General features: G+C 44.3%; 24 protein-coding genes and 1 pseudogene. 4 read left to right on the top strand and 21 right to left on the bottom strand.

The window, feature by feature from the left end; all coding sequences use genetic code 11:
* Positions 1 to 185 precede the first annotated feature (185 nt).
* Both QMA13_RS15285 and QMA13_RS15280 read left to right on the top strand, forming a co-directional pair.
* Complete coding sequence (locus tag QMA13_RS15285; protein WP_282942427.1) at positions 186 to 335, top strand: hypothetical protein; 150 nt, start codon at positions 186 to 188, stop codon at positions 333 to 335.
* Positions 325 to 969 carry a DUF2306 domain-containing protein gene (locus QMA13_RS15280; protein ID WP_282942425.1) on the top strand — a complete coding sequence of 215 codons (645 nt, stop codon included), beginning with the start codon at positions 325 to 327 and terminating at the stop codon, positions 967 to 969. Before QMA13_RS15285 ends, QMA13_RS15280 begins: the two co-directional genes overlap by 11 nt.
* A gap of 498 nt (positions 970 to 1,467) precedes the next feature.
* Here the strand turns inward: QMA13_RS15280 and QMA13_RS15275 are convergent, their stop codons facing one another.
* The 13 genes and pseudogenes from QMA13_RS15275 to QMA13_RS15220 form a co-directional block, all read right to left on the bottom strand.
* Complete coding sequence (locus QMA13_RS15275) at positions 1,468 to 2,130, bottom strand: IS110 family transposase (RefSeq protein ID WP_282942423.1); 663 nt, start codon at positions 2,128 to 2,130, stop codon at positions 1,468 to 1,470.
* Between the two features lie 449 nt (positions 2,131 to 2,579).
* The gene (locus QMA13_RS15270) at positions 2,580 to 2,945 is read right to left on the bottom strand and encodes an NUDIX domain-containing protein (protein WP_282943408.1); all 366 of its coding nucleotides are present in this window, start codon (positions 2,943 to 2,945) and stop codon (positions 2,580 to 2,582) included.
* A gap of 128 nt (positions 2,946 to 3,073) precedes the next feature.
* The gene (locus QMA13_RS15265) at positions 3,074 to 3,520 is read right to left on the bottom strand and encodes a VOC family protein (RefSeq protein ID WP_282942422.1); all 447 of its coding nucleotides are present in this window, start codon (positions 3,518 to 3,520) and stop codon (positions 3,074 to 3,076) included.
* Positions 3,521 to 3,762: 242 nt separating this feature from the next.
* Positions 3,763 to 4,040, bottom strand: a pseudogene (locus QMA13_RS15260) (IS1595 family transposase); the annotation flags it as partial.
* A 7-nt stretch (positions 4,041 to 4,047) separates the two neighbouring features.
* Complete coding sequence (locus tag QMA13_RS36585) at positions 4,048 to 4,278, bottom strand: hypothetical protein (protein WP_481858176.1); 231 nt, start codon at positions 4,276 to 4,278, stop codon at positions 4,048 to 4,050.
* Positions 4,279 to 4,453: 175 nt separating this feature from the next.
* A complete protein-coding gene (locus QMA13_RS15255) occupies positions 4,454 to 5,086 on the bottom strand; it encodes an NUDIX domain-containing protein (RefSeq protein ID WP_282942420.1) in 633 nt (210 codons plus the stop codon).
* A gap of 94 nt (positions 5,087 to 5,180) precedes the next feature.
* Positions 5,181 to 6,548 (bottom strand): sulfatase family protein, encoded by a 1,368-nt coding sequence (locus QMA13_RS15250; RefSeq protein ID WP_282942418.1) that lies wholly within the window; start codon positions 6,546 to 6,548, stop codon positions 5,181 to 5,183.
* A 14-nt stretch (positions 6,549 to 6,562) separates the two neighbouring features.
* Positions 6,563 to 7,912 (bottom strand): sulfatase family protein, encoded by a 1,350-nt coding sequence (locus QMA13_RS15245; protein ID WP_282942416.1) that lies wholly within the window; start codon positions 7,910 to 7,912, stop codon positions 6,563 to 6,565.
* Between the two features lie 143 nt (positions 7,913 to 8,055).
* Positions 8,056 to 8,649, bottom strand: a complete 594-nt coding sequence (locus tag QMA13_RS15240) for a DUF2306 domain-containing protein (RefSeq protein ID WP_282942414.1) — start codon at positions 8,647 to 8,649, stop codon at positions 8,056 to 8,058.
* Between the two features lie 248 nt (positions 8,650 to 8,897).
* Positions 8,898 to 9,626: a metallophosphoesterase family protein gene (locus QMA13_RS15235; protein WP_282942413.1), complete on the bottom strand. Its 729-nt coding sequence runs from the start codon at positions 9,624 to 9,626 to the stop codon at positions 8,898 to 8,900.
* Positions 9,616 to 10,440, bottom strand: coding sequence for an NAD(P)H-binding protein (locus QMA13_RS15230; RefSeq protein ID WP_282942411.1), 825 nt, complete (start codon positions 10,438 to 10,440; stop codon positions 9,616 to 9,618). Before QMA13_RS15230 ends, QMA13_RS15235 begins: the two co-directional genes overlap by 11 nt.
* 39 nt (positions 10,441 to 10,479) lie before the next feature.
* Positions 10,480 to 10,581: a hypothetical protein gene (locus QMA13_RS36580; protein WP_481858222.1), complete on the bottom strand. Its 102-nt coding sequence runs from the start codon at positions 10,579 to 10,581 to the stop codon at positions 10,480 to 10,482.
* Between the two features lie 289 nt (positions 10,582 to 10,870).
* Positions 10,871 to 12,169, bottom strand: coding sequence for an ABC transporter substrate-binding protein (locus QMA13_RS15220; RefSeq protein ID WP_282942408.1), 1,299 nt, complete (start codon positions 12,167 to 12,169; stop codon positions 10,871 to 10,873).
* A 379-nt stretch (positions 12,170 to 12,548) separates the two neighbouring features.
* Here QMA13_RS15220 and QMA13_RS15215 point away from each other — a divergent pair, with 379 nt between their 5' ends.
* On the top strand, positions 12,549 to 13,595 hold the full coding sequence (locus tag QMA13_RS15215; protein ID WP_282942406.1) for a glycoside hydrolase family 88/105 protein: 1,047 nt from the start codon (positions 12,549 to 12,551) through the stop codon (positions 13,593 to 13,595).
* A 78-nt stretch (positions 13,596 to 13,673) separates the two neighbouring features.
* Here QMA13_RS15215 and QMA13_RS15210 read toward each other — a convergent pair whose 3' ends face one another.
* On the bottom strand, positions 13,674 to 16,043 hold the full coding sequence (locus tag QMA13_RS15210) for a hypothetical protein (RefSeq protein WP_282942404.1): 2,370 nt from the start codon (positions 16,041 to 16,043) through the stop codon (positions 13,674 to 13,676).
* 160 nt (positions 16,044 to 16,203) lie between these two features.
* Here QMA13_RS15210 and QMA13_RS15205 point away from each other — a divergent pair, with 160 nt between their 5' ends.
* The gene (locus tag QMA13_RS15205; RefSeq protein ID WP_282942403.1) at positions 16,204 to 17,088 is read left to right on the top strand and encodes an AraC family transcriptional regulator; all 885 of its coding nucleotides are present in this window, start codon (positions 16,204 to 16,206) and stop codon (positions 17,086 to 17,088) included.
* Between the two features lie 47 nt (positions 17,089 to 17,135).
* Here QMA13_RS15205 and QMA13_RS15200 read toward each other — a convergent pair whose 3' ends face one another.
* From QMA13_RS15200 to QMA13_RS15170, 7 genes are all read right to left on the bottom strand, one after another.
* Complete coding sequence (locus QMA13_RS15200) at positions 17,136 to 18,140, bottom strand: C-terminal binding protein (protein ID WP_282942401.1); 1,005 nt, start codon at positions 18,138 to 18,140, stop codon at positions 17,136 to 17,138.
* A 27-nt stretch (positions 18,141 to 18,167) separates the two neighbouring features.
* Positions 18,168 to 18,599 (bottom strand): VOC family protein, encoded by a 432-nt coding sequence (locus QMA13_RS15195; protein WP_282942400.1) that lies wholly within the window; start codon positions 18,597 to 18,599, stop codon positions 18,168 to 18,170.
* 28 nt (positions 18,600 to 18,627) lie between these two features.
* Positions 18,628 to 19,809 (bottom strand): Gfo/Idh/MocA family protein, encoded by a 1,182-nt coding sequence (locus QMA13_RS15190; RefSeq protein WP_282942399.1) that lies wholly within the window; start codon positions 19,807 to 19,809, stop codon positions 18,628 to 18,630.
* Between the two features lie 11 nt (positions 19,810 to 19,820).
* Entirely contained in the window at positions 19,821 to 20,633 is an 813-nt protein-coding gene (locus QMA13_RS15185) for a sugar phosphate isomerase/epimerase family protein (protein ID WP_282942398.1), read from the bottom strand.
* Between the two features lie 57 nt (positions 20,634 to 20,690).
* A complete protein-coding gene (locus tag QMA13_RS15180) occupies positions 20,691 to 21,728 on the bottom strand; it encodes a sugar phosphate isomerase/epimerase family protein (RefSeq protein WP_282942397.1) in 1,038 nt (345 codons plus the stop codon).
* A gap of 149 nt (positions 21,729 to 21,877) precedes the next feature.
* Complete coding sequence (locus QMA13_RS15175; RefSeq protein ID WP_282942396.1) at positions 21,878 to 23,467, bottom strand: endo-alpha-N-acetylgalactosaminidase family protein; 1,590 nt, start codon at positions 23,465 to 23,467, stop codon at positions 21,878 to 21,880.
* Positions 23,468 to 23,653: 186 nt separating this feature from the next.
* Positions 23,654 to 25,630 (bottom strand): AraC family transcriptional regulator, encoded by a 1,977-nt coding sequence (locus tag QMA13_RS15170; RefSeq protein WP_282942395.1) that lies wholly within the window; start codon positions 25,628 to 25,630, stop codon positions 23,654 to 23,656.
* Between the last annotated feature and the right edge of the window lie 156 nt (positions 25,631 to 25,786).

Genomic DNA, 25,786 nt, shown 5'->3' with positions numbered 1-25,786 from the left:
AACACTATCGGCGGGAACTACACCGGCTGCGAACCGTACTGAGCGGGCCGGAGAAAGCTGCACGGATTGTGATCATTTGTTTATGGTTTTGTGACAGTTCTATCACCGGTTTCAGTACACGAATATCATATTGTTACACTTGAATAACAACTTTCGCTCTAAACAACATGTAAAGGAGTTGCGCCATGACGATTAGTCACAGTCTCTTGTACTCGCTTAATTGCTGGTTTTTCATTTCACTGTTCACATTCGCCGGTTTTCGTTTTGCCCGGCTGCTCAGTGAACGTGATTCTCGCCGATTGATAGGTAACGCGCATCGGGCTGATGAACGCTAAAAGTGCTTTCCGCTTCCTGATTACCGTTGCTGCAGCCTTCGTCTTCTGGACGCTCTTGAATCGTTTCGCCCTGGATCCGGATGCATCGGTTTTTTTGAGACATAAGACCAAGCTCACCCGTCCGATGAATTTACCTGTCTGGCTAACTATGCTGAACGTTCACGTCATCTTCGCCTGCATCGCAATCGCTGCGGGCGCCATAAACTTTGCTAGTGCCAATCTCCGTAAGTACCGGAAGACGCATCGTATTCTCGGCTACGTCTATGTTGTCGCCGTACTGGCCGTATGCATCACATCAGGCTATATGGCTCCTTTTGCGACCGGAGGCAAGGTCGTGAGTGTAGCCTTCAATTTGCTTAATATCATTTGGATATTTATAACAGTGAACGCATACTTGCATATTCGACAAGGACGGGTTGAAAACCACCGCCGCTGGATGATCCGCAGCTACGCGTTCTGCTTTACAAATCAGATGATTCATACGCTTATGCTTCTCTTCATCAACGCGCTGGGAATGAGCTATGAGGTCGGATATACGGCGAGTGTTATAGGAACGATCGTACTTCTTTTCTTGGCGGCGGAATGGATCATTCGGAGACGAAAGGCTGGCGGGAGTATGGTGTCGTTTCGGTGATAATAAACATCCACCATTTCTTTTGTGGACAGACTCACAAGCCGACGATTAAACCGCAACTGTTTTGAGGTACGCGTTCTTTATGAAACGGAGAATTGATGGGAACATGAATGGTTCTCGTCAGCCAAACTGAACTTTGGGCTGTTAATTTTCTTTCATAATCACCAAGCAAAGAAAGCAGTTACTCTGAAATATCCAGATCGGTTATACGTAAGCGTATTATAGCCCCCACCTGGCCAGCAGACGGGGACTCGGATAAGCTATTTCGTAGTGGTAAACACACGACAAATTAAGGGAACCGAGGACGACCAGGGAAGCATAGCGTCCAGTGCTTCTTAGTCCTCGTCCAATACCAGCGTAGCTAACAAAAACCGCAAAGTAGAACGAAATATTTGGAATTCACTAAATAAATGCAGTAACACCAAGGATTTGAACGTAGTTCCGAATTTGATTCTGGAATTGGAACTTTACCGATCCGGTACGTATAAGTCCACACAATCAACCGAAAACATCCCGACCAATTCCTTTAATGGCCATTAATTGCTTTACATGAGGGATTTGCTCGAGGATCTTGTCCACAAACTTACTTTCAAGCAACTCGTACTGCGTTAACAGCAGCTTAAGCTCAAGCTTTGCTAATTCTGTACCTTCTCGTATGCCAACGGAACGGCTTGCAGCTGCTTTCAAGCACCTCATACGTTCCATGCCGAGACCTCGCTTAGCCACCTCTCTGAGATGCCTTAAGAAAGCTTCCTCTGACTGAGCAACCAGCTCATGCGGCAATAAACAAAGGCTAAGCATTTGGCGTGCAGACTTGCATTCCCAATCCTTAAATACCGTGAGGAACTCTGGAAAGTACCGATCCAACCAATTATGAACCCGGCCTTGCACCACGCACAGGTCAGTCGACAGATGGTCGCGAATTTTCATCGCTTCCCTTAGTTTGGCATATTTGCCGTGGAGAAGATTAGGTACGGCATACCGTCCGTCTTTGATGAGCTGTGCGATTGCTTTAGCATCTTTGATGTCATTCTTGGTCGGCGAATTGTCATCCAATTCCTTGCTTTTCTTCACGTGCAGCGGATTAACCACAGCGCATGCAACATGCTGTTCTCTTAGATAATGGGCCAGGTTCAGCCAGTAGTGGCCGGTCGGTTCCATGCAGACTATGACGCCCTGGAACCCTCTGCTTCGTCGCAATCTTCCAGAACCATCCAACAAACAATTCAAATCCTTCTCGGTTATTCTCAAACGTAATGGGTTTGTCGAGCCCGACTCCGCGGTAGTCTTGTGCTCGAGCCACATGTTTGAATTTTGCAATGTCGACGCCAACAATTAAGGTAGAAGAAGTGATTTGATTAATGCGTTCATTTTGAGTAGAATTCATCTTGTAGTCTCCTTGGTTTGTTTTTGGATCCGATCGCTGGCCAGCATCGTGGACCCATCAACATCATACCAAGGAGTCTTTTTCTTTCTCAAACCTCGTATTTCTTCATAATAGGAATGCTGCCCTTTAGCGCAATGACGTTACGGCAACTCTGCGGCATCCGCTTCGGTGTTGAACTATCGTATCCGTTAGCTTAACATAAAACGCAAATATTCTTGTATTATTAATACTTTTGATTATCATGAACACGCATATATTTAACTACTCTATCTAAATCCTCGTTCATTTTAATTCGATTATATGTAACATCTTCCGGGAGTTCATCAAAAAATCCAATTCTCTCCATATCTAATTCAGGCAAATCTTCAAAGGTTTCAACATTAGCAAAATACACTCTGCCGTTGTTAACATGATAGTAATCCCAAAGTGGCGTAATAATAAATTTTACGGCACCTGTTTCTTCATGCAATTCCCGTTTTGCTGCAGTAAGTGCATCTTCTCCCTCTTCTACATGCCCTCCAGGAAACTCCCACTTTCGCCGGTTTTTATGAAACCCTAAAACCCATTGTCCTTTATGTTTAGTAAATATTGAAACAAAACGAATATCATCGACTTCACCTGGGTGTCAAGGTTTGTATTGCAAGAATAAACGAGGAATTCCAATTAAAAAAGGAATAGATCATATCCATTGGCCCGGATGATGATCTACCCCTTCTTCTAACCGAGTTGTTCCGCCAAACCGATTAGAAGTCCTTCATTTCCACGAATGTAGCAGAGCCGATACGAGTCCTCGTACTGAACCACTTCGCCAACGAGCTGAGCACCATACTTAGTGAGTCTGGATACCATTTCGTCAATGTCTTCAACGGTGAACATGACGCGTAGATAACCGAGGGCATTTACAGGAGCAGTTCGGTGATCTGATATAGTAGGTGGGGTGAGAAATCGCGAAAGTTCAATTCGGCTGTGGCCATCTGGGGTAACCATCATAGCAATCTCTACACACTGTGAACCCAGCCCGGTTACGCGACCAGCCCATTCACCTTCGACAGTAGCTCGCCCTTCGAGCTTCAAGCCAATCTCCTCGAAGAAAGGGATTGCGTCATCAAGGGATTCTACAACGATGCCAACATTGTCCATTCTTAGTAATTTGTTTTTTGCCATAGTTTTATCTCCTTTTGTGTGCAAATTTATTACCTGATCATCTTCATATTTATTCTATCAAGAATTACTAATTACTTCCAAACGATTAACATCTTGTCGCAGTTCATGATAACGAAGATAAGTCACAGTATAGTAAAATGTGAAATTTGGTTTTCGGATATGTCATATTATCTTTTATTCTACGAAATTCAATTCGTAATGACCGTAACAAGATCGTTTTACGTAATAAAATTACGTAGATACCCCTTTTCGAAGAATAAGAAATACGTTTCGTCCATTTCAACGATTCCTTGGAACGCTTCAGTTGGAAACTGCTTAGAGCGGCAAGAATCTTATGTCGCCAGTAAAACAAGGTGACGTGCGTGACTTCACCATTTAACTGCTCTGCACATTTTCTCAGTGAATAACCCTCAATCATACATTCAATAAAGCGAATCCAAATATGAGGTCTCCTCGTTCGTTTCAGTGGGGTATTTGTAAGGTCATTGAACGTTTGGCGACAGGACTTACAACGGTAACGTTGACGTTTAACCTCTCCAGTACGGGATTTTACAGCGTACTTCCCAAATCGCACAACAGAATGGTATTTGCAATGCGGGCAAACGAGTCCCTTTTTTATGCTTCTGCTCTTGAATTTCATCAATCACTCGAACTGGAACCGCCATGCCCTTGGTTCGGGACTGCAAAAAGTAGATAAGCTCTCGCTTACCGTTATCGTCCAATGTATCAGCAAGTCTCTTCAGTTCCTTTAAATCCATGGGTAAATCATCTCCGAACAGTGATATTACCCTAATTATAGAACATTAGTTCGCATATATCAAATATCAACAACAAAGTTTAACATACCAAAATAAAAAGACCATCTCTTGAATTAAGAAATGATCTTCAGCCTTACATTTGGAACTAACGAATGACATGGAGCTTCTTATCCCTTTAGAAGGCATACTTTAATTGTCTCGTAACATAAGTTACCCACTGCTGTTGTGGAGCGACGATCTCAGGTAACTGATCCAACGGAGCCCAGAACAATTGAAATCTATGATGATCTGCTTCCTGTTCCCATACATCCGTCGTGCAGGTTGATCGTAAGTGGTAAAAATGCCGTAGCACGGTCGATGCTACATACGTACGTTCAACCCAGCCCGTGATTTGATATGTTATATAGTTTGGATTAGGGAATTGGTCTTCTTCAATATAGGACACTTGAACAAAATCACCGTGATCTCGAACATGCTCCACCTTAATCCCTCTTCTAATTTCCGCCCATTGCGAGCTGATGAAATCTGGCCTAGAGTAAACCTTGGCATTATGATACAGGAAATACTTATCCTCCGGCAGATGAATCTCCTGTTCTCCGATGAAGGTACATGCTGTAAAGTCCCTTAATCCGGTTTCTTCAAAAGCCTCTCGCAGTGCTGCTTCCTGGAAGCCCTCATTTAACTCAACGGTTCCAGCAGGCAATTGTATTCCGGCATTCGGATGTTGAAAGAGCAGCAATTCGGCATGTTGATTGCGCATTCTTGTGATAAAGCAGGTCACCTTACCTAATACGTTATGTTTCACCATTCCTAACCTCCCTGCAGCTTGGAGTATGGGCGTCTGACTCTTTCATGTTCATAACACTGCGTTTCTAAGGCTTCAGTCAACACTTAGATTTATATCAATTGGCAGACTTCAATAATCCGTTACTCTCCAGCCATTCTAGTTGTTCTTGCTGAAAATGGTGAGCACGTTGATTCTCTTCCTCTGGAGAGCAGACCTTTCGAAGCTCCGCTTCCAGTTCGTTAGCTTTATCCGGGTATTCTGCATAAACATTACTTAATTCATCCGGATCTTCCTTCAAATTAAACAGTTGATGCGGAGCCTCCATATAGTAAATGAGCTTCCACTCACCCTTTCGGATCATATAAGCGCCAGAACGGGTGCCATGTCCATGATACTCGGAAAACACAACGCGATTTGGATCAAAGGAGGCTATTTCCTGTAGAGGCTGACCTGCCCAATCAACAGGACGGTTGGCACCGGTTGCATAAAATATGGATGCCTGCACATCATGAAGATCCACCGGCGTATCCACGACAATCCCAGCCTTAAAATCCGGACCTGCTGCGAACACAGGGATTCTAACAGAATCTTCATACAACGAGCATTTCCACCATTGACCGAACTTGCCCAGCATCTCTCCATGGTCGGATGTATACACGAGATTGGTCATTTCGGCTTGCCCACTCTCCGCTAGTGCATCTAATAACCTTCCTATCTGACGATCAATGAAGGTTACATTCCCTAGATATCCTCTTCGGAGGCCTCGGATTTGTGCTTCCGTAAACAAATCCGTTTCGAAATGATCACGTAAATCTCTAGCATACGGATGGTCAGCGCTCTCCTGCTCGCTACCATAACGTGGAAGATCCTCACCCTGAGGATACAAATTCCAGAACTCCTCCGTATTCCATTGCGGGAAGTGGGGATTCATTAGATTGATCGTTAAGCTCCACGGCTGATCCAAGCCTGGTGCCGTTTGTTCTAACCATTGCAGTGCGGTGTTCATCACTTTCAAATCACCCTCAAACGCATCCTCTTTGACCCCAAAGCCGAAGGCTCTGTCCGCTGCATTAGTCCGAATAGCTAGCGGTTTTCTTCGAAAATTGATGTCTCCCGGCTGCTTTCCCTTTTTAGCCAAATGAATTTCGGAGAAGTCCAGCTCTTCTGGCTGTGCGTACACATGCGTCTTACCGATATGTACGGAGTGTACCCCTTGTTCCTTTAACACCTTACCATAGGAAGGAAAATGATTAGGGAGATTCACATTGCAATTACTGTAGGCTTGAACTTCGTGTACCCGACGGCCTGAGACGAAGGCAGAGCGGCTTGGAGAACATAGTGGCGAAGGGCAATAGGCATTGCGGTATACGGTCCCCTGCTGCGCCAGCCTTTCCATGTTAGGCGTCTGAACAAACGGATGTCCGAATACAGAGGAATACAACGGATTATGCTCATCCGACATAAGTACGATGAAATTGCTCAATGGTTTTCCCTCCCTTATAGTTGGAGCTCTTGCTGCGATACGCGCCGCTGCCCGCTTTTCTTAGCTTGAGCAGGAATGATTTCAGCACGACTCTCTCCTGCTTCCTTCATTCTACGATGCAATCGTTCCCGCAGCACTTCTGTAACCTCACGATGGGATTCAAAGCCTATCAGGTTCGTTAATTCATACGGATCGCATTCCAGATCATAAAGATATTCTTCGACGTATTGATCGGAACCAGCTTTTTCTTTATCGGAATCAGGAGATGATACGGAATATTTCCAACGCTGCGTTCGGATAGCACGGCCTACTTGAGCTTCACTGATTTGAATAAATACCTCTTCCTGCCAATCTTTGGTTTCCCTGTGTAGGAGAGGCAAAATGGATTGACCCTGCATCTCAGCCGGAACAGGAATGCCTGCTGCATCCAATAGAGTTGGAGGAAGATCGATCAAGCTCACAAGCTCCCTAAGCTGACCTCTGCTGTCGAAGCCAGGTCCTGCAAAAGCAGTCGGCACACGAATGGAGCTCTCATGGCAGGAACGCTTGTACTCGCTGTTGCGAGTTTTAAAATGGCAGGCATGATCGGAAGTAAACAGAATGATCGTATCATCGCTTAACCCAAGGCTCTTCACCGTATCAAGCAGCCTGCCGAATGCTTCGTCTAGCCGCTTGACCATTCCGTAATACCCCCCAAGATGCTGTGCGCTCGTTCCTCCAAGTGCTGCCAAATCTGGCGGTGTCCATCGGCCGGTGTAGGGCTCCCGATAGCCTTCCGGGGCTGGATAGTCATCCACATGGTTCTGATGGTGAGGCTCCAAATAGGAAATAAATAGATAGAACGGATCGTTCTGATGATCGTCAATATAACGAATAGCAGCGTCTGTCAGAGCGTCTACACGATAACCCGGCAGCTTCACTCGCTCATTATCGTTATCAAATAATAAGGCATTATACGGCTCGGAGGTATGCTCCAGGGCATTAGAGGCCAGCCAATACTCATAGCCTCCGCGCTTCGATTCAGGAACTGGATTCTCATTAGCTAAATGCCATTTGCCGATATATCCCGTCTTGTATCCAGCCTCACGGAAATAATGTCCCAGAGTCTTGGAATCAGGCGGCAGCGGAATGGAATTCCGGTGACAGCCGGTCGTGGTCGGGTACAATCCGGTCTGAAGGCATGCGCGAGCAGGGCCGCATACAGGCTGGCAAGTGAAGGAATTATACACATGAGTTCCCCTTGTCGCTATACGGTCAAAGTGAGGAGTCAAACCAAGCGGATTGCCATGAACCCCTGTCGTATCCCAGCGCTGCTGGTCTGTAAAAAATACGATCACGTTAGGTTGTGATGAGCGAATTGCCATGAGTCAATGCCTCCTATCAGCCTAGTAAAATCGCTTTCATTTCCAATAACTCCTTCATTATACCGTTCTTTGCGATTGGCAGCCAAGTAGAAAATCGATAAATAATAAAGCTGTCGGATAAAGTTCCGACAGCTTCTTGACCTCTATTTCAATCTCTTTGTAGGAAAAGCGTTATTGGATACAGGACCACACATCCTAATAATGATCTCGGAAATCATAAGCAGCAAAATTATAGAACCGTATACACCTATGGTGTAGCTCGTTTCGTAAGCCAGTCCTATCCCGCGATGCATAGTAGTTGTAATAAGATGAATAAATAGGTTAGTAAAGCAAAGCGAATAGCTTCTTATCATCCACTTGCGATGCTTGACAACCCGCTTCTTCTTGATTTGTACAATGGCTGCAACAGTGAAAACCAGCCATATCAAATTCAAAAAGTTGAATGCGATGCTATTGATCTTGCCGCCGGTCGCATATGGAGCCATATAGCCTGAAGTTAGGTCCACAAGCATAATAGAGATAAGGTATACATAGCCGTTAATACGGTGAAACCTTCTATATTGTATCAGCAAACTTTGCGAAAAATTCAGAGCACCCGATATCATAGCCATACATGCGAATGCAACATGAACATACATGATCTTCAGCCATATGGGAAGCTGTACCACTTTCTTAAGACCTGCTTTGTGCTGCAAGAATTCCGTGGCTTGTGGATCGTACATGAAATTCTTATACATTACATAGAAGAGATATAGTATCAGAATAACTGTCCATGTAACGAATGCTCGATTGTTTCTGAACATGTCATGAAAACCTCTCTATTCATATGGATTGGCCCAATTGTAACTTATCCTGACTGTATTGTAACAGAAACTATATCCATTTTGACGTAACTTTCATGACTGTTTTCAGACATTCCCTATTCAAAAAGAGAAGGTCCTCGATCACCCTCTCTTGAAAAGTTCTGATATGTAGTTACTTTAATTTAGAAATTCAAATGTTGATTTCCATGAAAGACTTTTAAAATGAAGTCTTTGTCTGGTACACCTAGTAACTCGTATTGAAGTAAAAATGCCTGATTATCATAAGGTACTTCCCTCAACTCTGCCTCCACTTTTTCAGCGATATGAAGAACCGCGTAACGTGCCAATGGTTTATGATTACAACCTAATGAGCCCGGATTCAAGAAAAGTCGGTTGTTTGTTTCAAAGAAATGTACAGGGTGATGATGACCAAAGCAGATGACGTTGGCAGGCGTATTTGGGTAAAGCTTCTCCAGCTTTTCACCCGAAGGTTCAGAGTCAATAGGAAGAAATGTATTGTCATGGGTCAGATGATAATGCAGTAACAATAATTGCTTTCCTTCTATTTCAACTGTTAATGACTTAGGTAATTCCATTAGTTTCAAGATATAAGATTTATCCATCCGGGAGACGAGCCATTGATGGTGTCGTCTTTCTTCGCTTGAAGTACCTGCTGCTTCACCATGAATAATATTGAGAAACGCTTCTTCATGATTGCCAATGACAAATGAAATATCGTTTCGAGTAAATAAAAGCTCCAGAACTTCATTTGTCTCATGACCAATCCCAACCATATCCCCTATACAGTATATATGATCGATTTGAAACTCCTTATCCATATCTTCCAAAACTGCGCGTAAAGCTGCACTATTACCATGAATATCCGTTACAATTGCTATACTAGCTGCCATTCGCTTCCTCCAAAATTCTTTGAATGCTATCTTTCAAGGAAGTGACCGGTCTTCCCATAATTTTTTCCAAATCCGTTGATGTTGAGGACGTATCAATCTTATTGAGAAAACCGAAGATCCAGTTCTGAATCTGGTTATCCTGACGGAGTGCGATTCGCTTTCCGGTATGAATGGACAGTACCTCCACCAATTCATCGAATGTCCATAGCTGTGAAGCCGTTAACTCATAGCTCATACCTTCATGACCTGATTCACTAAGAACGGCAGCGATGCCGAGTGCAAGATCCTCACGAGTTACCGTATTGAATTTCAAAGCACCTGGGTAAACGACCATTTCTCCTTCAGCTATGGCCGAATTCAAGCCAAGAGCACCGACAAAATCAGTGTACAGAGCATTCCGCAGAAAAGTATAGGGTATTCCAGATGCAGCAATAGCTCTCTCTGTACTTAAATGCATTTGAGTTAATGATATCGAGCCTCGCTCCACGTAGGCAAAGCTTGTGTATAAAATATGCTGAACTTGTGCTTTCTTCGCGGCCTCAATGATCCGTTCATGCTGGCTCAGACGTACTGTATCATCATGATGAGAGCTGGATATAAACATCAGCTTATCTGCTCCCGCGAAAGCTACTGAAAGTGATTCGGGCTGATCATAATCACAAAACCTTACTCCAATTCCCTGAGCAGCAATAGATTGAGCACTATCAGGTTGTCTGACACAAGCTATGATCTGCTCTGCCGGTAGTCTAGTTAACAGTTCTTTTATTATCAAAGTACCTAATTTTCCATTCGCTCCAGTAATGACGACAGACATGTGGCACTTCCTTTCATGGTTTTATGGGTACGCAAGCGCTTAAGACCAACGAACGTGCTGTCCTGTAATGCTTCTGCATTGAAGAAGATACAGCTTGTTTCGATAAAACGCCCACTCCAGATCAATCTCCATTCCAAATATTTGTTCACAGGCGTCGGTTAGTTGGTTGAGTTTTCTAAGCTCGAGTTCACTTAGGCAAGCCGTGGTTTAAGCCGGTTCAATTCTGCCCCGTATCCATTTCGGATCTTATTGAAATCGATCATCCCCTTTGTGTTTCTATCCAAAATATACCATATGCGTTTTCAATCAAGTAAAGGAAACAATGATTATATTTATAAAATACCCCTGACATGATCCCAATTTCATATTAATATAAAAACAAAAGATTCAGCCCTATGGACTGAATCTTTAGGATATATCATGTTGATTATTATTTCTGCTTAATCTGTGGCATGATCTTGGCAATTTCTTCGTCCGCTTCCCGAAGTGCGGTATTCACGTCTTTTTTGCCAGCTACGACATCCGCCACTTTACCGTTGAAAATTTTTCTAACGTCAGCGTGGTTAGAGTACATCGAGCTTGGCATATACGGAGCGATTTGACCTTTATAAATAGCCTGCACGTTTTTGCCTTTCAGGAAGTCCATTTCCGAACCAAATGAATCTTTAACGGCTTTGCTAGCCAACACGGGGTAAAATCCATATTTTTTGGCCATCAATGTTTGTACTTCATCTGAAACTAGTACAGAAAGAACCTTCATGGCATCGTCCTGGTTTTTGCTGACCTTGTTCACACCCATATACATTGTGTCCCCTAAGCCCTTGAGGCCATCATAGCCTTTGTAGCTTGGTAGCTGAACCATATCCCAGTTTAAGCCGTTTTTAGTTGCTTCCGGCAGCGAAGGCATCATGTTAGAAATGACCATTGCCGTATTTTTGTCCTTCACGAAGGTGTTAACTACATCGGCAAAGGCTCCACCCTTCGGTTCGTTCCCTGGAATTGTCATGAGATTCGAATATAAAGTCAGCAGTTGCTTCCATTGATCATTATTGATGATAGGCGAATCTGTCTTGGCATCTAACAGATCGATCGGCAAGCCGCCCTTCATCGCAAAAATGCTTTGAGGATGCAATCCTTTATATTGGAAGCCAGCATCCAGCCTTGTTACTTGTTTGGCTAGGTTGATAATATCATCCCAGTACATCCCATCTTTTGGATAAGGTACAGCAAATTTATCAAAGATATCTTTGTTATAATATAAAGCAGTAGGGCTGCTGTAAAAAGGAAAGGCTGAGAGTTGTCCGTCTAACTTGATTCTTTCGGTAAAAGCGGGATCAAATTTGCTCATATCGATATTTTCCTTTTTCATAAGCTGGCTCATGTCCTGCGTTAATCCGAGGGTTGTATAGGATCGAACATCATTTGAAATAGAGAAAATGTCCGGGAATTCTCCGGATGCAACCAATTCGTCCGGATTGGTTCCTTTGCCTCGAACCACTTGCTCTAATGTAATGTGAGGATATTTCTTTTTAACCGGCTCGACGAATAGCTGCTGCCATTGATCATCCGATACAGCTACCCACTGGTATATTTTAATGGTTACCGGCTTGGCTTCGGCTTGCGGCGCAGCCTTGCTTACATTTTCTTCGGCAGGTTTCCCACCAGAACATGCTGCCAGCATACTTAATGCAGTCAACGAGGTTAGTACAACAGATAGTTTCTTTTTCATAAATCTCTTTCCCCCTTAGTCATTCATAAAAATATTGCTGTTGTGATGGAGCGACATGCTGATTACCTATAAAAAACATACAATTAAGCTTTAACGCTTTTTACATGAAAGCGCTTTTACACTTATACGTTCATTATAACAAAGCCGAGTCACGGATTCTTTATTCATATTGCGCTGAATTATAGAAATATTGCTATCTTTAAGAATAAGTAAACGGTTGTCTCGCGTTAACTTTCGCATTCTATACAAGACTTGTTATTAGAATTAAATTGTCAGGTCCGCAATATTCCTATAAATTTTAACAACAAGCCGAAAGTATGCACTCAACCTATTTAATATAATAAGGGGGAATGACACCTTATACTTGGAGGGACTTTACTTGCAAACCTACGCTATTTCTTCCGAGCTCGCTAGAGCTAAAGCAGCATCCGTCTATGCATTCATGATCTCCGGTAAATCCACGGATACACGTATGAATGTCAACCTGTGGGATTGGATTCCCGGGGTCGGTGTGATATCCATTTTACGATATTATGAGAAATCGGACCGCAAGGAACTGTATGATTACTTATCCGATTGGGCAGTTCGCAATCGAGAGAAAGCATTTAGCCAAAGAACCGTTAATTCAACAGCCCCTTTCACCCTCCTGCCTACCCTGCACAACATGAATCCGAGTGATGATTACCAGGAAGATGTCCTTGCAACTGCGGAATGGTTACTGCATAAGGCACCTCGTACTAGAGAAGGTGCCTTGGAACATACAGTCACGGAAAATGCAGTTTTTCCAGAGCAAGTATGGGCCGATACGGTCTATATGGCCGTGTTGTTTCTGGCTCAAGCAGCCAAAATGCTTCATTCCAAATCCTATGCTGAAGAGGCACTTAAGCAATTGGATCTTCACCTTCGTTTGCTGCAGGATGATGAAACCGGTGTCCTTTTCCACGGGTGGAACTGCGGCGCAAGCGATCACATGTCAGCAGCCAGATGGACCCGCGCCAACGCATGGGTAGCTCTGGGCTTCCCTTCCATTATGCAATGCATAGCTGATCTAGTTGATGTTTCATCCGACCTCCGAGAACGATATGTTCGTCTTATGACTGGATTGCTCCACTTTCAAAATGAGAATGGAATGTGGCATACGGTCATGGATCGTTCGGACTTCTATGAGGAGACATCCGGGAGCGCAGGTATTGCCGCAGGAATCATTCAGGCAATCGAATGTGGACTTCTCGATGAGAAGTATCGTGAAGCAGCCAATCGTACCACTGCAGCACTAATTGGTAAGATTGACGAGGAAGGCAGAGTAAGCGGCGTATCCGGAGGCACTCCAGTAAAAGAGACGATCGAGGACTATAATCTCATTCCGTTCAAAGATACATTATACGGTCAAGGATTGGCATTGATGCTGTTGGCGGAATATGTATAGGTTTGCGATTAGCAAGCTTTTCCTTTAAAAGAACAAATAAAACGGCCTCCTCGCTCTTCGCGAATAGGCCGTTTTATTTTATTTAGCTCTTTCTACATTCCAGATTGACGAATCAATGTGAATTTTGATGGTGTGACCGGAATGCTTAAGCATCACTTGGGTAGCCTCTGCTCCATCATCCACCTGTATTGAAGAAGCAATCTCTGCGGCAGCTTCATTAGTGCTATGCGGCACGAGTACCGTAACAAAGCGTATTGGTTTATCTGCAGTAACCACTTGCTTCGCAAAGGTCGTGAACGGTTTCATCCCGCTGTTCATCGGCACGTTCAATGCATCGAAGGTCCTTCCTTCCGATTGGGCGTAATACACGAGCAGCGATTTCCTATCCGCAGCTTCGGTTCCATCGAGCTTATACCAGCTTTTCGCTTCGCCTTGGGAGTCGAACCAATTCGTTCCTCGCGCCCCCATAGTGTACAGATTCCAAAGTGGACCGGCTGAATAACCTGCCGCCTGTGATCCTGGCTGCAGCTCATCTACCTGTACCAGCACTCCTTCCTCCGTTAGAACCATTTTTCGTGTGAGCTTGCTATCGAACGTATAGTATTCATCCATACGGATGAGCCCATAGCTGTCCTTCTGGCGGGATTCTGCTTTTGCTTCCTTAAGAAGCGGTACCAGATTCGTATCTGACGGGTAAAAATCAACATCCACTGGTACGCCAACCATTGGTTTTACTGATATTCGGAATATGAAATCTATATCCATCTTATCGGGTGCTATATAGGTCCAATCATATTTGATTGTTGTGTAATCCTTCAAGCTAAAAGTCGTTTTATAGCCTTTGTTTTTATAAAACAAGCTGGCTCCAGGCTTTACATTAACGTTTAAAGTATGATTCCCTTCCGTACCGTTCGTACCGAGCGAGTATGGTTTATCGCTGCGCTCCCACTGCTCCAACGCTTCAAAGTCATCAATGATCTTCACACCTGCAGGCCCTTCAAGCCGTAAATGATCAATGGTAAAAGTAAAGTTCTTCTTTGCTGCCAGTCGGAGCGTGATCATATCCAGCGTGAAGCTCTCTTGGTCCTGTAAAGAGCCAGTTATTAGACCGCGGACTGGTATTGACTCATGCTGCCACTCCCCCGGTTTGGGTATTTCCACCGTATTAGGATACGGTTCATCTGGAGGTAGCAATGCCACTACATTAGCATCCATGGCCGAACGATTATGCCTTGTCAAGCCGTGAAACAATGGCACACTTCCTGCCTCGTAATATATCAGCGCTCCTATCCGATTTGGATGAGAATGGTACCCTCTTCCATAGAGCTCACTCATCACATAGGGTATCCCAGGTGCACGACCTGCGCCAAGGATCAGCTTATCGGCTGCTCCCGGATTGCCGGGTTCATTGCGCTTCGTTACTTTACTGCTAACGTCTGCACCGTTCGCATTAAGGCTCAACTTGGGCATAAATAGCACTTCGGCCATCTGCGATAGATTGTCCACCGACCACATATTGTCATCAAAGGATCCAGGAACATATTTAAGAGGATAGTTTCTCGTATGGAATTCGAATGTTTTCCTAGCGGCCTCCAGATACGTTGGATCATTATATATCCGGGCAGCAGCTTCAAACACATAGATCCAAGTCTGCCACTCATTTCCCAAATAATCATCACCATACTCCGGCATGGCGCCTGTAGGCGTCAGCTGATCACGGTAACGCTCGAACATGCTGCGAACCTGGCTGTTTTGGAGCTGCTCCGTCCTTCCCGTAAGTTCCGCTAATCGAATGACCGCTTTTAATCCGATGGAGTTGTAGTGACCTGCGTTCTCGTTCAAGTCCTTGTTCGCATACCAATAATTCCATAACTCGTCTATGTTGACTTTCCATTTGGCAGCATCCGGATGGTTCGGAAACAACCTCAGCGACTCAGCGGCTCCTACGGCTCGGGATAAGCCTTGATTGTTATCTATCATTTGCCTGGTGTTCCCGTAAGGCAAGTACGCGCGCATTAAAGCTTCGTCGCCGTCGGCGAGCTTGCCCAATGATTTTAGGTGCTCATATACATGAAGCAGCGGCTCTACGACAAAAAAGGGATTATCATGCTTTTTATACAGCTCAGGGTTACCGTCCCATTCCTCCATCAATACACGGAATGTCTTCTCTGCTTGCTCAGCATACTTCACGTTACCGGTCAGCTTATGCATATCTACTGCCATCTCAGCAAAATAAGCAAGCCTGCGAGGCTCGTTCAATCTTTTGCGCATAGCATTATAATCGATTTGTTGAGTTAACTCATCATAGGTCGTGGCTACATACGATTTATAGTCAGGTGGATTCAGCTGAACCACCTCCCCTTTCCATTTATAGACCGCTGCAAATACCAAAACCGCTGCTATGGCTATGCCTACTGCAAGAAACCATCGTTTATTGTTTAAAAACATACTATCCCCTCTCGATTTACTGAATTGCTACAATTATAACAAGAAGGTACCTACCGACTCTTTCGTTTCATTGCGGACAATTATGAATATATTGCGCTAATCCAGTACTCAGAGTAAGCTGTAATTGTATAGAGTAATCACGCAAAGGGGCTGCTATGAAATGCCAAACGGACCTGACGAGAGACTTCGGATATACGAAGTGGAAGAAAGACTGCGTGTGCGACCCTTTTTTATTAAACACCGTGCAACCGATAAGCATTTTTATATGGATTTTCATTCCCATCCAGGGTACGAAATTTACTTCTTCCAGCAGGGTACCGGTAATTTTCTTATTGAAGATCGCATCTATCCTCTGGTTGGAGGCGATATTTTGCTTATTTCCGAGTTTGAGTCTCACAAAAGCGCTCCGAGCATGGGGGTCGACTGCTCGCGAAGCGTCGTCAATTTCTTACCCGAGCTGCTGCTTCCTCAGGCTTCCTCTATTTTCTTGCAATTATTTGCACAAGGCCCAGATATGACTCATCGGCACCTTCGCGTATCGAGTGAAACGCTTGCGAGGATGAACGAACTGTTGACCCGAATGGAGGAGGAAGCACGCAAGAGAACGGATTTATTCGAAATCAGCTGTTCGATCTGTTTGAACGAGCTTCTTTTGGAAATCTACCGCTTGATTCACACGAAATCTTCAGAAGGAACTTCCCCTATTTCACGCAGCTCGGTTAATCCGAGAGTTGAGCAGGTTATACGCTACATGTCCGAGCGTTACAGTGAACCGATTACGCTTAAGAAATTGGCTGAAATGATTTATGTAAGCCCTTACTATTTGTGTCACTTGTTTAAAGAAACGACCGGCATCACCATATCCGAATATTTGATCTATACTCGCATCCGTCAATCCAAACGTGAGCTGGCCCTTACCGAATACTCCATAGCTGAGATCGCAAGCCGTGTCGGCTTCAATACATTAGCCCATTTCGGTCAGACATTCAAGATGATGGAGGGCATGACTCCTAGAGATTATCGCAAAAAAATAAATGTTCAGTAGATGAGTCAGCAAAAAGGAGGTGACGTCTCCGCCTCCCCCTTCTCCTATCAATCAAAGCTCCGTTTATTCAATTTAAGGATTCGTTTCACATCATGATTGGCCAAATACCGGGGGTAAAAACCGGAGAGAACATCCACAACGTTCTGGGCGACTTTCCCCTTGAGCTCTTTTTCCGACTCTTCGGAATACCAAGCTGCATGTGGGGTGAGGATAACTTGCTCCATGTGAAGCAGCGGATTGTCCGATAGAATCGGTTCCTGCTCAAGCACATCAAGCCCCGCACCAGCGATTTGAGAGCTTTGAAGTGCCGAGATCATGGCAGACTCATCGATTAGAGGTCCTCTGGAAGTGTTAATTAGGATAGCCTCGCGTTTCATCTGGCTTAATTGTTTAGCCCCAATAAGTCCTTGAGTATTCGGCGTCAATGGGACGTGAATGGAGATATAATCCGCTTGTTGACACAAAGTATCCAAGTCGACAAGTTCAACCCCGTATTGCGCCGCAATCGCATTGGATATATACGGATCATAGGCAGTCACTCTCAAGCCTAGAGCTCTTGCTTTTAGGCAAATATTTTGTGGAATTTTACCGAAACCTATCAACCCCAATACTTTTCCTCTTAAGCGGAAAATTGGCGTTCCTTTCTTGTAATCCCAAAGGCCTTGCTTCGTGAAGGAATTCAGTTGGACAATCTTGCGTGCGGAAGCCAGTAATAGTGCTAGTGCATGATCGGCTACCTCATCGATACAGTAATCCGTACAATTGGATACGACAATACCTCTTCGGGTTGCTGCATCCAAGTCGATAGTATTGACGCCAACACCGTAGCGGGAAATCACCTTACAATGAGCCAAATTGTTGATGACCTTCTCCGTTATAGGTGCATACTGATTAAGAATCGCATCCGCATCATGGGCTGCCTCAATCACCTCATCCTCTGTCCGGCACTGCGATGAAGTTACAAACTCAATATCCAGTTGATGCAAAATATTACGTTCAATTGCCAAACTGCTATATTCATAATCAGTAATCACGACTTTGAATTTCGCCAAACCGTTCCACTCCTTGCGGAAAAGTGATTATTCCCTTGCTTGAAATTCTCGAAGTGCCTTAGCCTGCAGCGAATCCGGCAGCAATTGCATCATTTCGATACGATTGCCGTCGGGATCAAGTATCCAGAACTGCAGACAGCCGCTTCGTCCTTTTTCAATTTCCTTTTCTAGCGGATAGCCTTTGGCTTTAATATGCTCCACCGTTGCATAGGCATCATCTACCTCATAACATAGATGATTCATGCCGACAGCAGTCGGGATATAATGATACTCCTCCTGCCCACCTGGAAACAATTCTACAAAATGATTTCTACCGATGTGAAAATAGACAATTCTTAAGCTTCCATCATCATTAAATAAGCGAAATGCTTCCTCAAATCCGAGTATATCTCTATAGAAAGCAGCTGAACGCTCCAAATCCTTCACTTTAACTCCGTAATGCGTAATTCCAGTAATCATTTGCTTCTCTCCTCCGTACTGCGAATAGTTAAAGATACACCCTTGTTCCTGTCTCCGCTGATACATAAGCTGAATAGATGACCTCTATGACATCGCGCGACAGTTGGCCATCCGACACAGGCTGCCTATCTTCAGCTATACATTCCATAAAGTCCTGCATTTCCTGCGGATATCCTCGGACCCAATCTTCATCCGGATTCGTGTAGTTCCAACCCGCCTTTGTCTCCAGCTTTTCCGCAATGTATTCCTGTGCAAATATATCCGTACTAGGCGCATAGACTACACAGCTGTCGTTAGGGGTCATGTTGCACTTGATAACAGAATTAGATGTATAAATATCCAAAACATTTCTGACACCACCTAATACAGCGAATGATGCAAAAATGACTGCCTTGGTTCCATCCGTGAAGTTCATAATGAGACTCGCCCAAGTTTCAACGTTGTCCCAATCCGTAACTAACCAGTGCTTACTTTCCTCCTGAAATGAAGAATTCTTGGTAATTGAAGCGGTCTCTGCCAAGACCGATTGCACCCTGATTGGATTCCCTCCTTTAAGCCTGCCTTCAAAATGCTTAAGATGAATCGCAGCAGCGATCGGATGAGAGCCCAAGATCAACAGTGAACCTCCCCCAGCGGTTTCCAATCTTTTCGAAGCCTTAGCATGGGAACCACTATGGCTCTCCTCCGCTCGAATATCCAGTATGGTTCCGCCGCCTGCCTGCAGCAGCCGCTTGGCTTTCACAACCGAAGGAGCATAGACCCAGTTCTCTGCATACATGAATTTAACCTGATTCTGTTCAACCGCATGAAGAATAGCGTCTGCCGATTGCAAAGCTCCTTGCAGCGCAACCCTGGCGTACGTTGTCTCGCTCTGATCTGATACAGCTTCAGGAGATCCAAAATAACCTGTAATCGGCTTTTCACAAATAATATGTTTACCTGCATTGGCGGCCTCTATAGCGATATGCGCATGCATAACGTTCGGGACACATAAGTCCACAACATGGATTTCTTCGTCTGACAACAACTCCTGATAAGTTGAGTAGACGATCGGGATAAGATGCTTTTTCGCAAACGCCTCGGCTTTTTCTTTGCTGTTCCCTGCAACGGCTTTGATAACCACATCGACACCGTATACTTTTTGAAGCGCCTCCACATGTAATGTGGCAGAAAAACCGCTTCCAATAATACCTACGATGACTTTCTTCATAACATTCTCTCCTATTGTCCCAGTATCTTCTTCATCGCCGTCACATAATGTGGAAGCGCTATTTCTGGTTCTTCGATCTCCGGATGCCATCCTTTTTCCCACTCGAAGTTCAAGTAACCGGAGTAACCATGGCTACGGAGCACTTCAACGGCATCCGCCACCGGAATTTTCCCTTCGCCTATCATCTTGTAATCAAAGCCTGCGGGAGAGAATACAGAAGCATCTTTAATATGCACATGCTTAATTCTGTCACCGATTAATCTATAGGTTTCTGCAAAAGCTTCACCATGTCGATAGGAATGGAGAATGTCCCACAATATATGAAGACCTTTTACATGGTCAAGAATGGGCATCACTTGCTCTCCTGTACTGAAATGATCATGAGTCTCCAAAAGGACGGTAACACCTTGCTGCCCAGCTAATTCAACCGTCTGGTTCAACCCTGATATGATACATTCCAATGTTTGTTCTCTTGTTCGTTCCTTCGGTATAGGCCCGCCAAACACCCGGATATAGGGTGCTCCTAATGCTGATGCAATGTTAACATTATGCCTCACCATCTCTAGCTGTTTATCTATATCCTCCGGTGCCTTGGATACGAATCTGACACTGGTGTCGATACTTATAACCTCGATGCCGTTTTGTTCCAATTTCTCTCGTGTCGCAGGTAAGGTCTCTGGCTGAAATTCTTCCATCTCCCACAAATTGACCCCACCGCGGACGAACCTGATCTCAATGCCTTCATAACCAGTAGCTTTGGTGAAAGCTATCATTTCGTCCAGATTCCAACTGGGACAGCCTATCGTACTGAAACCTAATTTCATTGTTAATCCTCCCGCTGAACTTAATATAGATCACAACTGCTTAAATACGACAAGCTCTCATGATTTAGGTCCTTTTTTAGTGCTTTCCGATGCGGCTTTGATCTTATTAAGAAAATCTCGAACTTGCTCAAATGGCGGCGTCGAAAGCTCTTTGGGATGATTCTCATCACCGGGAACCCATAAGGTTTCTAACGGAATATAACCACGATAATGACTGTAGCGAATTCTCGTAAATAACTCTTCCAGGTCGATAAGAACATCCGTATTCGCGCCAGCCGACTTCCTCTTCACTTGAAAGTTCACCGTATAAGGCAGCACGGCTTCAATGTCAGCATACCAGTCATAGTCTATTCCGTTGGGCGCTTGAAATTCCTTGTAAAATCCAGTATCGTTAACGACTCCGATATTAGGGTGATCAACCCATTTCAGTATCCGTACTACCTGATCGGCTGTAGTCGCCATATCTCCATGGTTTTGCATGCCGATAATGACCCCTTTTCCAGCAGCATACTCAGCACATTCTCTTAAAGCAGGTACGATTCTTTCTTTAGCTATCGTCTCCCAGTTCAAATCCATAATATCCTCTGGTATTAAGCCGGTAAAAAGACGCATAACAGGTGCGCCCATTACGCTAGCTACATCGATCCAATACTTCGCTCGTTTCACATCCATGGCTCGCCGTTCATCATTAAGATCGGCAAAATCATTCTTAATGCCTGTGCCGCTAATAGCTATTCCTAATTCGGAGCAAAGCTCCTTTACATCTCTCGCATAGGCATAAATCTCCTCGTCCGACTTCGTTGGCATGGTCAAGTTATCGTACCCGGGAATATAATAGGCTGTTACGTCTACTGCATCAAATCCAGCTTGTTTGGCAAAACGGATGACATCCATCGTATCTATAGCTGGCGCGCCTTCCTTGTCGCCATTGACCCATGAATTCAAGTTATGACTGAAGCTATAAAAGTTAAGACCGATCTTGAAATCACCTTTATAATAATTATCTCTGTTCCCGGACAAATAATGGTCAGTACTAATGGGATCGTATACACTTGGCTTTGAAGGGTTACCTTGCTTGGATTGCATCCTACTCATTGGGTTTCCTCCTTAAAAGTTAAATATCAAACGTTGTATTAACGTTAATACAAATGAGTTTAATGTTTCTTGTATCATGTGTCAATATGTTTTCATTAAAAAAATCCCAAGGTGGATGCGCAATCCCCCTAGGATTAGGTTTTCTGATGCTACGCTAGTATTGCGCCTGTCGGCACGATGGAAATGGCTTGGCCTTTGGCAACGCTCAATGTGAGCTTACCATGGGCAGCATCTACTCCTCGTTCCAACAAAATGGGACCATCCAAAGCAATATGATATAGATCTACCTGTTCGATGTCCTGCCAACTAATCGGAAGTATCCAGGTGCGATTCTCATACCCGCTTCTACTAAAGGCAATAATCTCCTTATGCTTGTTCTCATTCCATAGTGCTGGAACGAACAAATCGTGTCCGCTGCGCAGCAGCACATTCCCTTGACGGATAACGGCTGCGTCATTTTCGATGAAGCTGGTTACCCCATCTGAGAATGTAACAACTCCTTCTATATCTGACAGACGTTCAAGACGATTTAAATAATACCAGCATAATGTTTTGCGGCAAAATTCATCGAGAAAGCCTTCCAGCTGTTCCGGATCCGTCTTAATCGTTTTCTGTCCCAGCATGGAGACGCCAAATCGGGGATCGCCACCCTCGCCGCCGATACAAAGGGATGCAGGCACCTTCATCGGATCAAGCTTCCCAAAGTGCCACGCCATGGGCTGGAGTCCCAACAGAGGATCGACTCTGTATTTGTTATCAAACTCCGATGTAACATCAATTCCCCGGTCACGCCAATAACGAAATATTTTCTTTTGAGTTTCTGTCTCTTCTTCTACGCTTATTTTATGATAAGGACTAATGGTCTCATGCTCGTTTCTGGGAATTAGCTGATGGAATGCATCGATATGAATAGTGCCCGCTCTTTGCAGAGGCAGCATTTGAATGAGCTGATCCATTCGGATTTGGGTAAACCCTGCGTTCCACTCTCTAGTGAAGCTGATCGGATATCCCCACAAATACTTTTTTAAGCTCCCGTCTTCATTCCGAGCCAGAAGATCACGTTCTACATAGGTATCCCACATCGGGCTGCTTGGGTTGATATCCAGCATATTTACATGCAAGCTAACGGTCGTATGATACACGAAAGCTTCATCCATCAGCCATTTCAAGCTGTGCAATGCCGATGTGTCCTCGGATCGCTTGAGCTTCGGATTGACGATGTCCCAAGCTGGATACCCTGTATCGTGACCCCCATACTGCCAGCCGGACAGATAGACGATTTTTGGTATTCCACGCGTGAGCCTATCGATTTTCTTAATCGTTTCCAAGCATTGTTCGAACGTGCTGAACACAGTCCCATCGTTGGAGCATACACTTATTTTCATAGTTAACGTCTGATGGTAGGCGTGAATAAACGGGCGTTCCGGCTCAGCAATGACCTGAAGACTTACTTGGTCGGTCAACAAAGTACCGTTCGGCAAAGCAACGTTAACGGTAACGATGGCTGATCCACTCGCCTTGGTGCCCGCACGTACATATGCGCCGACTCCCATTTGGGTTACGTTAGCCAACACATCATGATCACTGTAGGTATAGGTCGTTTTGACCCCCATAAAATTGGCTTCGCTACCGTCGCTCATCGTTCCACTCAAAAACAACCAAGCCGGTTCATCCAATCTCAAGATTGTCTTATCCGCTTTTAGTTGTATAACCGTGATTTGCAAATTGCTTTCGCTCATTTTACTAATACTCCTTGTAAATGTGGAATGATTTATCCAGTTATTCTCTATATATTCTGCGTAGTCATAAGCATTCCTGCGGTATTTGATAAAAAAGGAATTATGGAGCTCCTTCATATGCCGACTTCAAACATTAAGAAGCCTGATCACTCAAGCTTCTCCATTTATACTATGTATCATCATTGACTATTTCACATCAAAGTAGGTTACTAGATCATCCAATAACAAATTAGCGGCTTCATAACCTCCGGCAGAGTTCCATATAGCCTCGTCGACCTGTTTGATCTTGTTGTTCTTGGATACATTCAAGTTTTTGAACAACGGCTCGTTCATCCATTCTTGAACCACCTTGCTGGCATCGTTCTTGCCTGCAGTCTCCGTCACGAAATAGAACATTACGTCTCCGTCCATATCCGGAAGCTTCTCTTTGGTCATGACCTCTATATTGCCATCCTTATCTTGAGATGCGGGACGGGCAAAGCCTAATTGGCTTAACAATACACCCGAGAAGGTCTGCTTCTGATAAATGCGCACTTGAGATGCAGAGAAACGGACGACTGATATTTTCGTAGCAGCTTTATTTCCAAGCTTGGCTTTCACTTCGTTCACGCGTTTATCGAAAGCAGCTAAGGCTTTGTTCCCTTCTTCTTTCTTATTCACGGCTTCCATATATAGCTTGAAGTTAGCTCTCCAGTCTCCTCCAAGATCTTCGGAGAATACGGTCGGTGCGATTTTTTTCAACTGCTCATATACTTTCTCTTGTCTCACTTTGTTTCCGATAATCAGATCCGGTTTAAGACTTGCGATCATCTCTAGGTTCGGCTGCATCTCGTCTCCGACCACCGTAACATCCTTCATATCGTCTTTAATGTGGTTATACCATGGATCTCCAATCCAGGATTTCACTGCACCTATCGGTTTTATCCCTAGAGCAAGTAAAGCCTCTGTTCCTTCATTTGTCAAAATAATGACGCGTTTCGGAGTACCCGTTATTGTGACTTCACCCATAGCATGCTTAATCACTCTGGGGGTATCCGGTTCAGGGGTCTGTGAAGCTTGAGAAGCTGAAGCCGCAGGCTTGCCGCTCGCATCCATTCCTCCAGTTGGATTGGACTGGTTCGTACCGTTAGCGCATGCACTTAACAATAGGGTTATACAAAATAACAAGGTTGCAAGCATAGATGTTGTGGACTTTCTGAACATAAGTAAGTCGCCCTCTCTTTTATACTGATAATGATTCTCATAACCATCATCAATATAACGTCGAAGCTTGCCACCAGCAATAGAATATCTCGACAATCCGGATGGATTATATGGACTCTTTTCTTTCCGATGAGCATTTTCTTTGAAAGCAGTCGGAGAAACCCCTTCATATTTCTTGAACATCCGGCTGAAATAATAGCTGTCCGAATAGCCTACACTCTCGGCAATTTCTTGAAGTGTAAAATTCGTTGTCAATAATCGCTGCTTCGCTTTCAACATACGCTGCTGGATTAAATAATCGATCGGACTTGCATTCATCCGCTCTTTAAACATTCTCAACAGCTGCCGGGGGCTGCAATCCAACGATTCCGCAAGGGCTGCCAATGTAATTGGTTCCTTGTAATGATCTTGAATGTAGCGAATAGCCTGCCCCGCCAGATCGGGCTTGTGGATCATAACATCCTGACGTTCCAGCTGCATCAGCACCTCATAAACAAAATGATAAAACAGAGACTTTACTTGCAACTTGTCCACCACATTAGATTGCAGCCAAACCTGGTTCATTTTTTCAACTTGATCATATAAAGCTAATGGGAAATGAGGGTCAAATTCATATTGAATTTGAAAAGGATTATGCTCTTCCATAAGCTTCTGGATTTCCTGACGACAGGGTAATGCAAGAGTGGCTTTATATAAAATAATATAGTATTCTAATTGCTCCTCCGCCAATAAATCCAAGCAAAGCCCTTTGCCTGCGTGTAGAAGATGAAAGCGATTCACCGAGCTCTCAGCGAGTCCATCTAACCTTAATCGCGCTCGGCCCCTAGTAAAAAATAAAAAGGCACTTGAGGGTAATCGATAAGCATGTAATTGTTCCCCTTGATCCATAGTGTTGTAGCGGATATCCATCAACCTTATGAACGCATGGTTCCACAACATGCTGTGATCGTTGAGCTTCATAACCTGCTATTCCCCGCTCTCCTTTGACTGTTCCATGATGATTTCGTTAATCTCTTGAATGTATTAGTAATTATAATTGATAATAATTATCAATATCAACATGTTTCATAAAAAAGATTGCACCCACACCATAATAAGATTGGCGGGATGCAATGG

This window comes from Paenibacillus sp. RC67 (assembly GCF_030020805.1).
Taxonomy (GTDB): Bacteria; Bacillota; Bacilli; order Paenibacillales; family NBRC-103111; genus Paenibacillus_S.
This window is presented reverse-complemented; position numbering and strand designations above follow the sequence as displayed.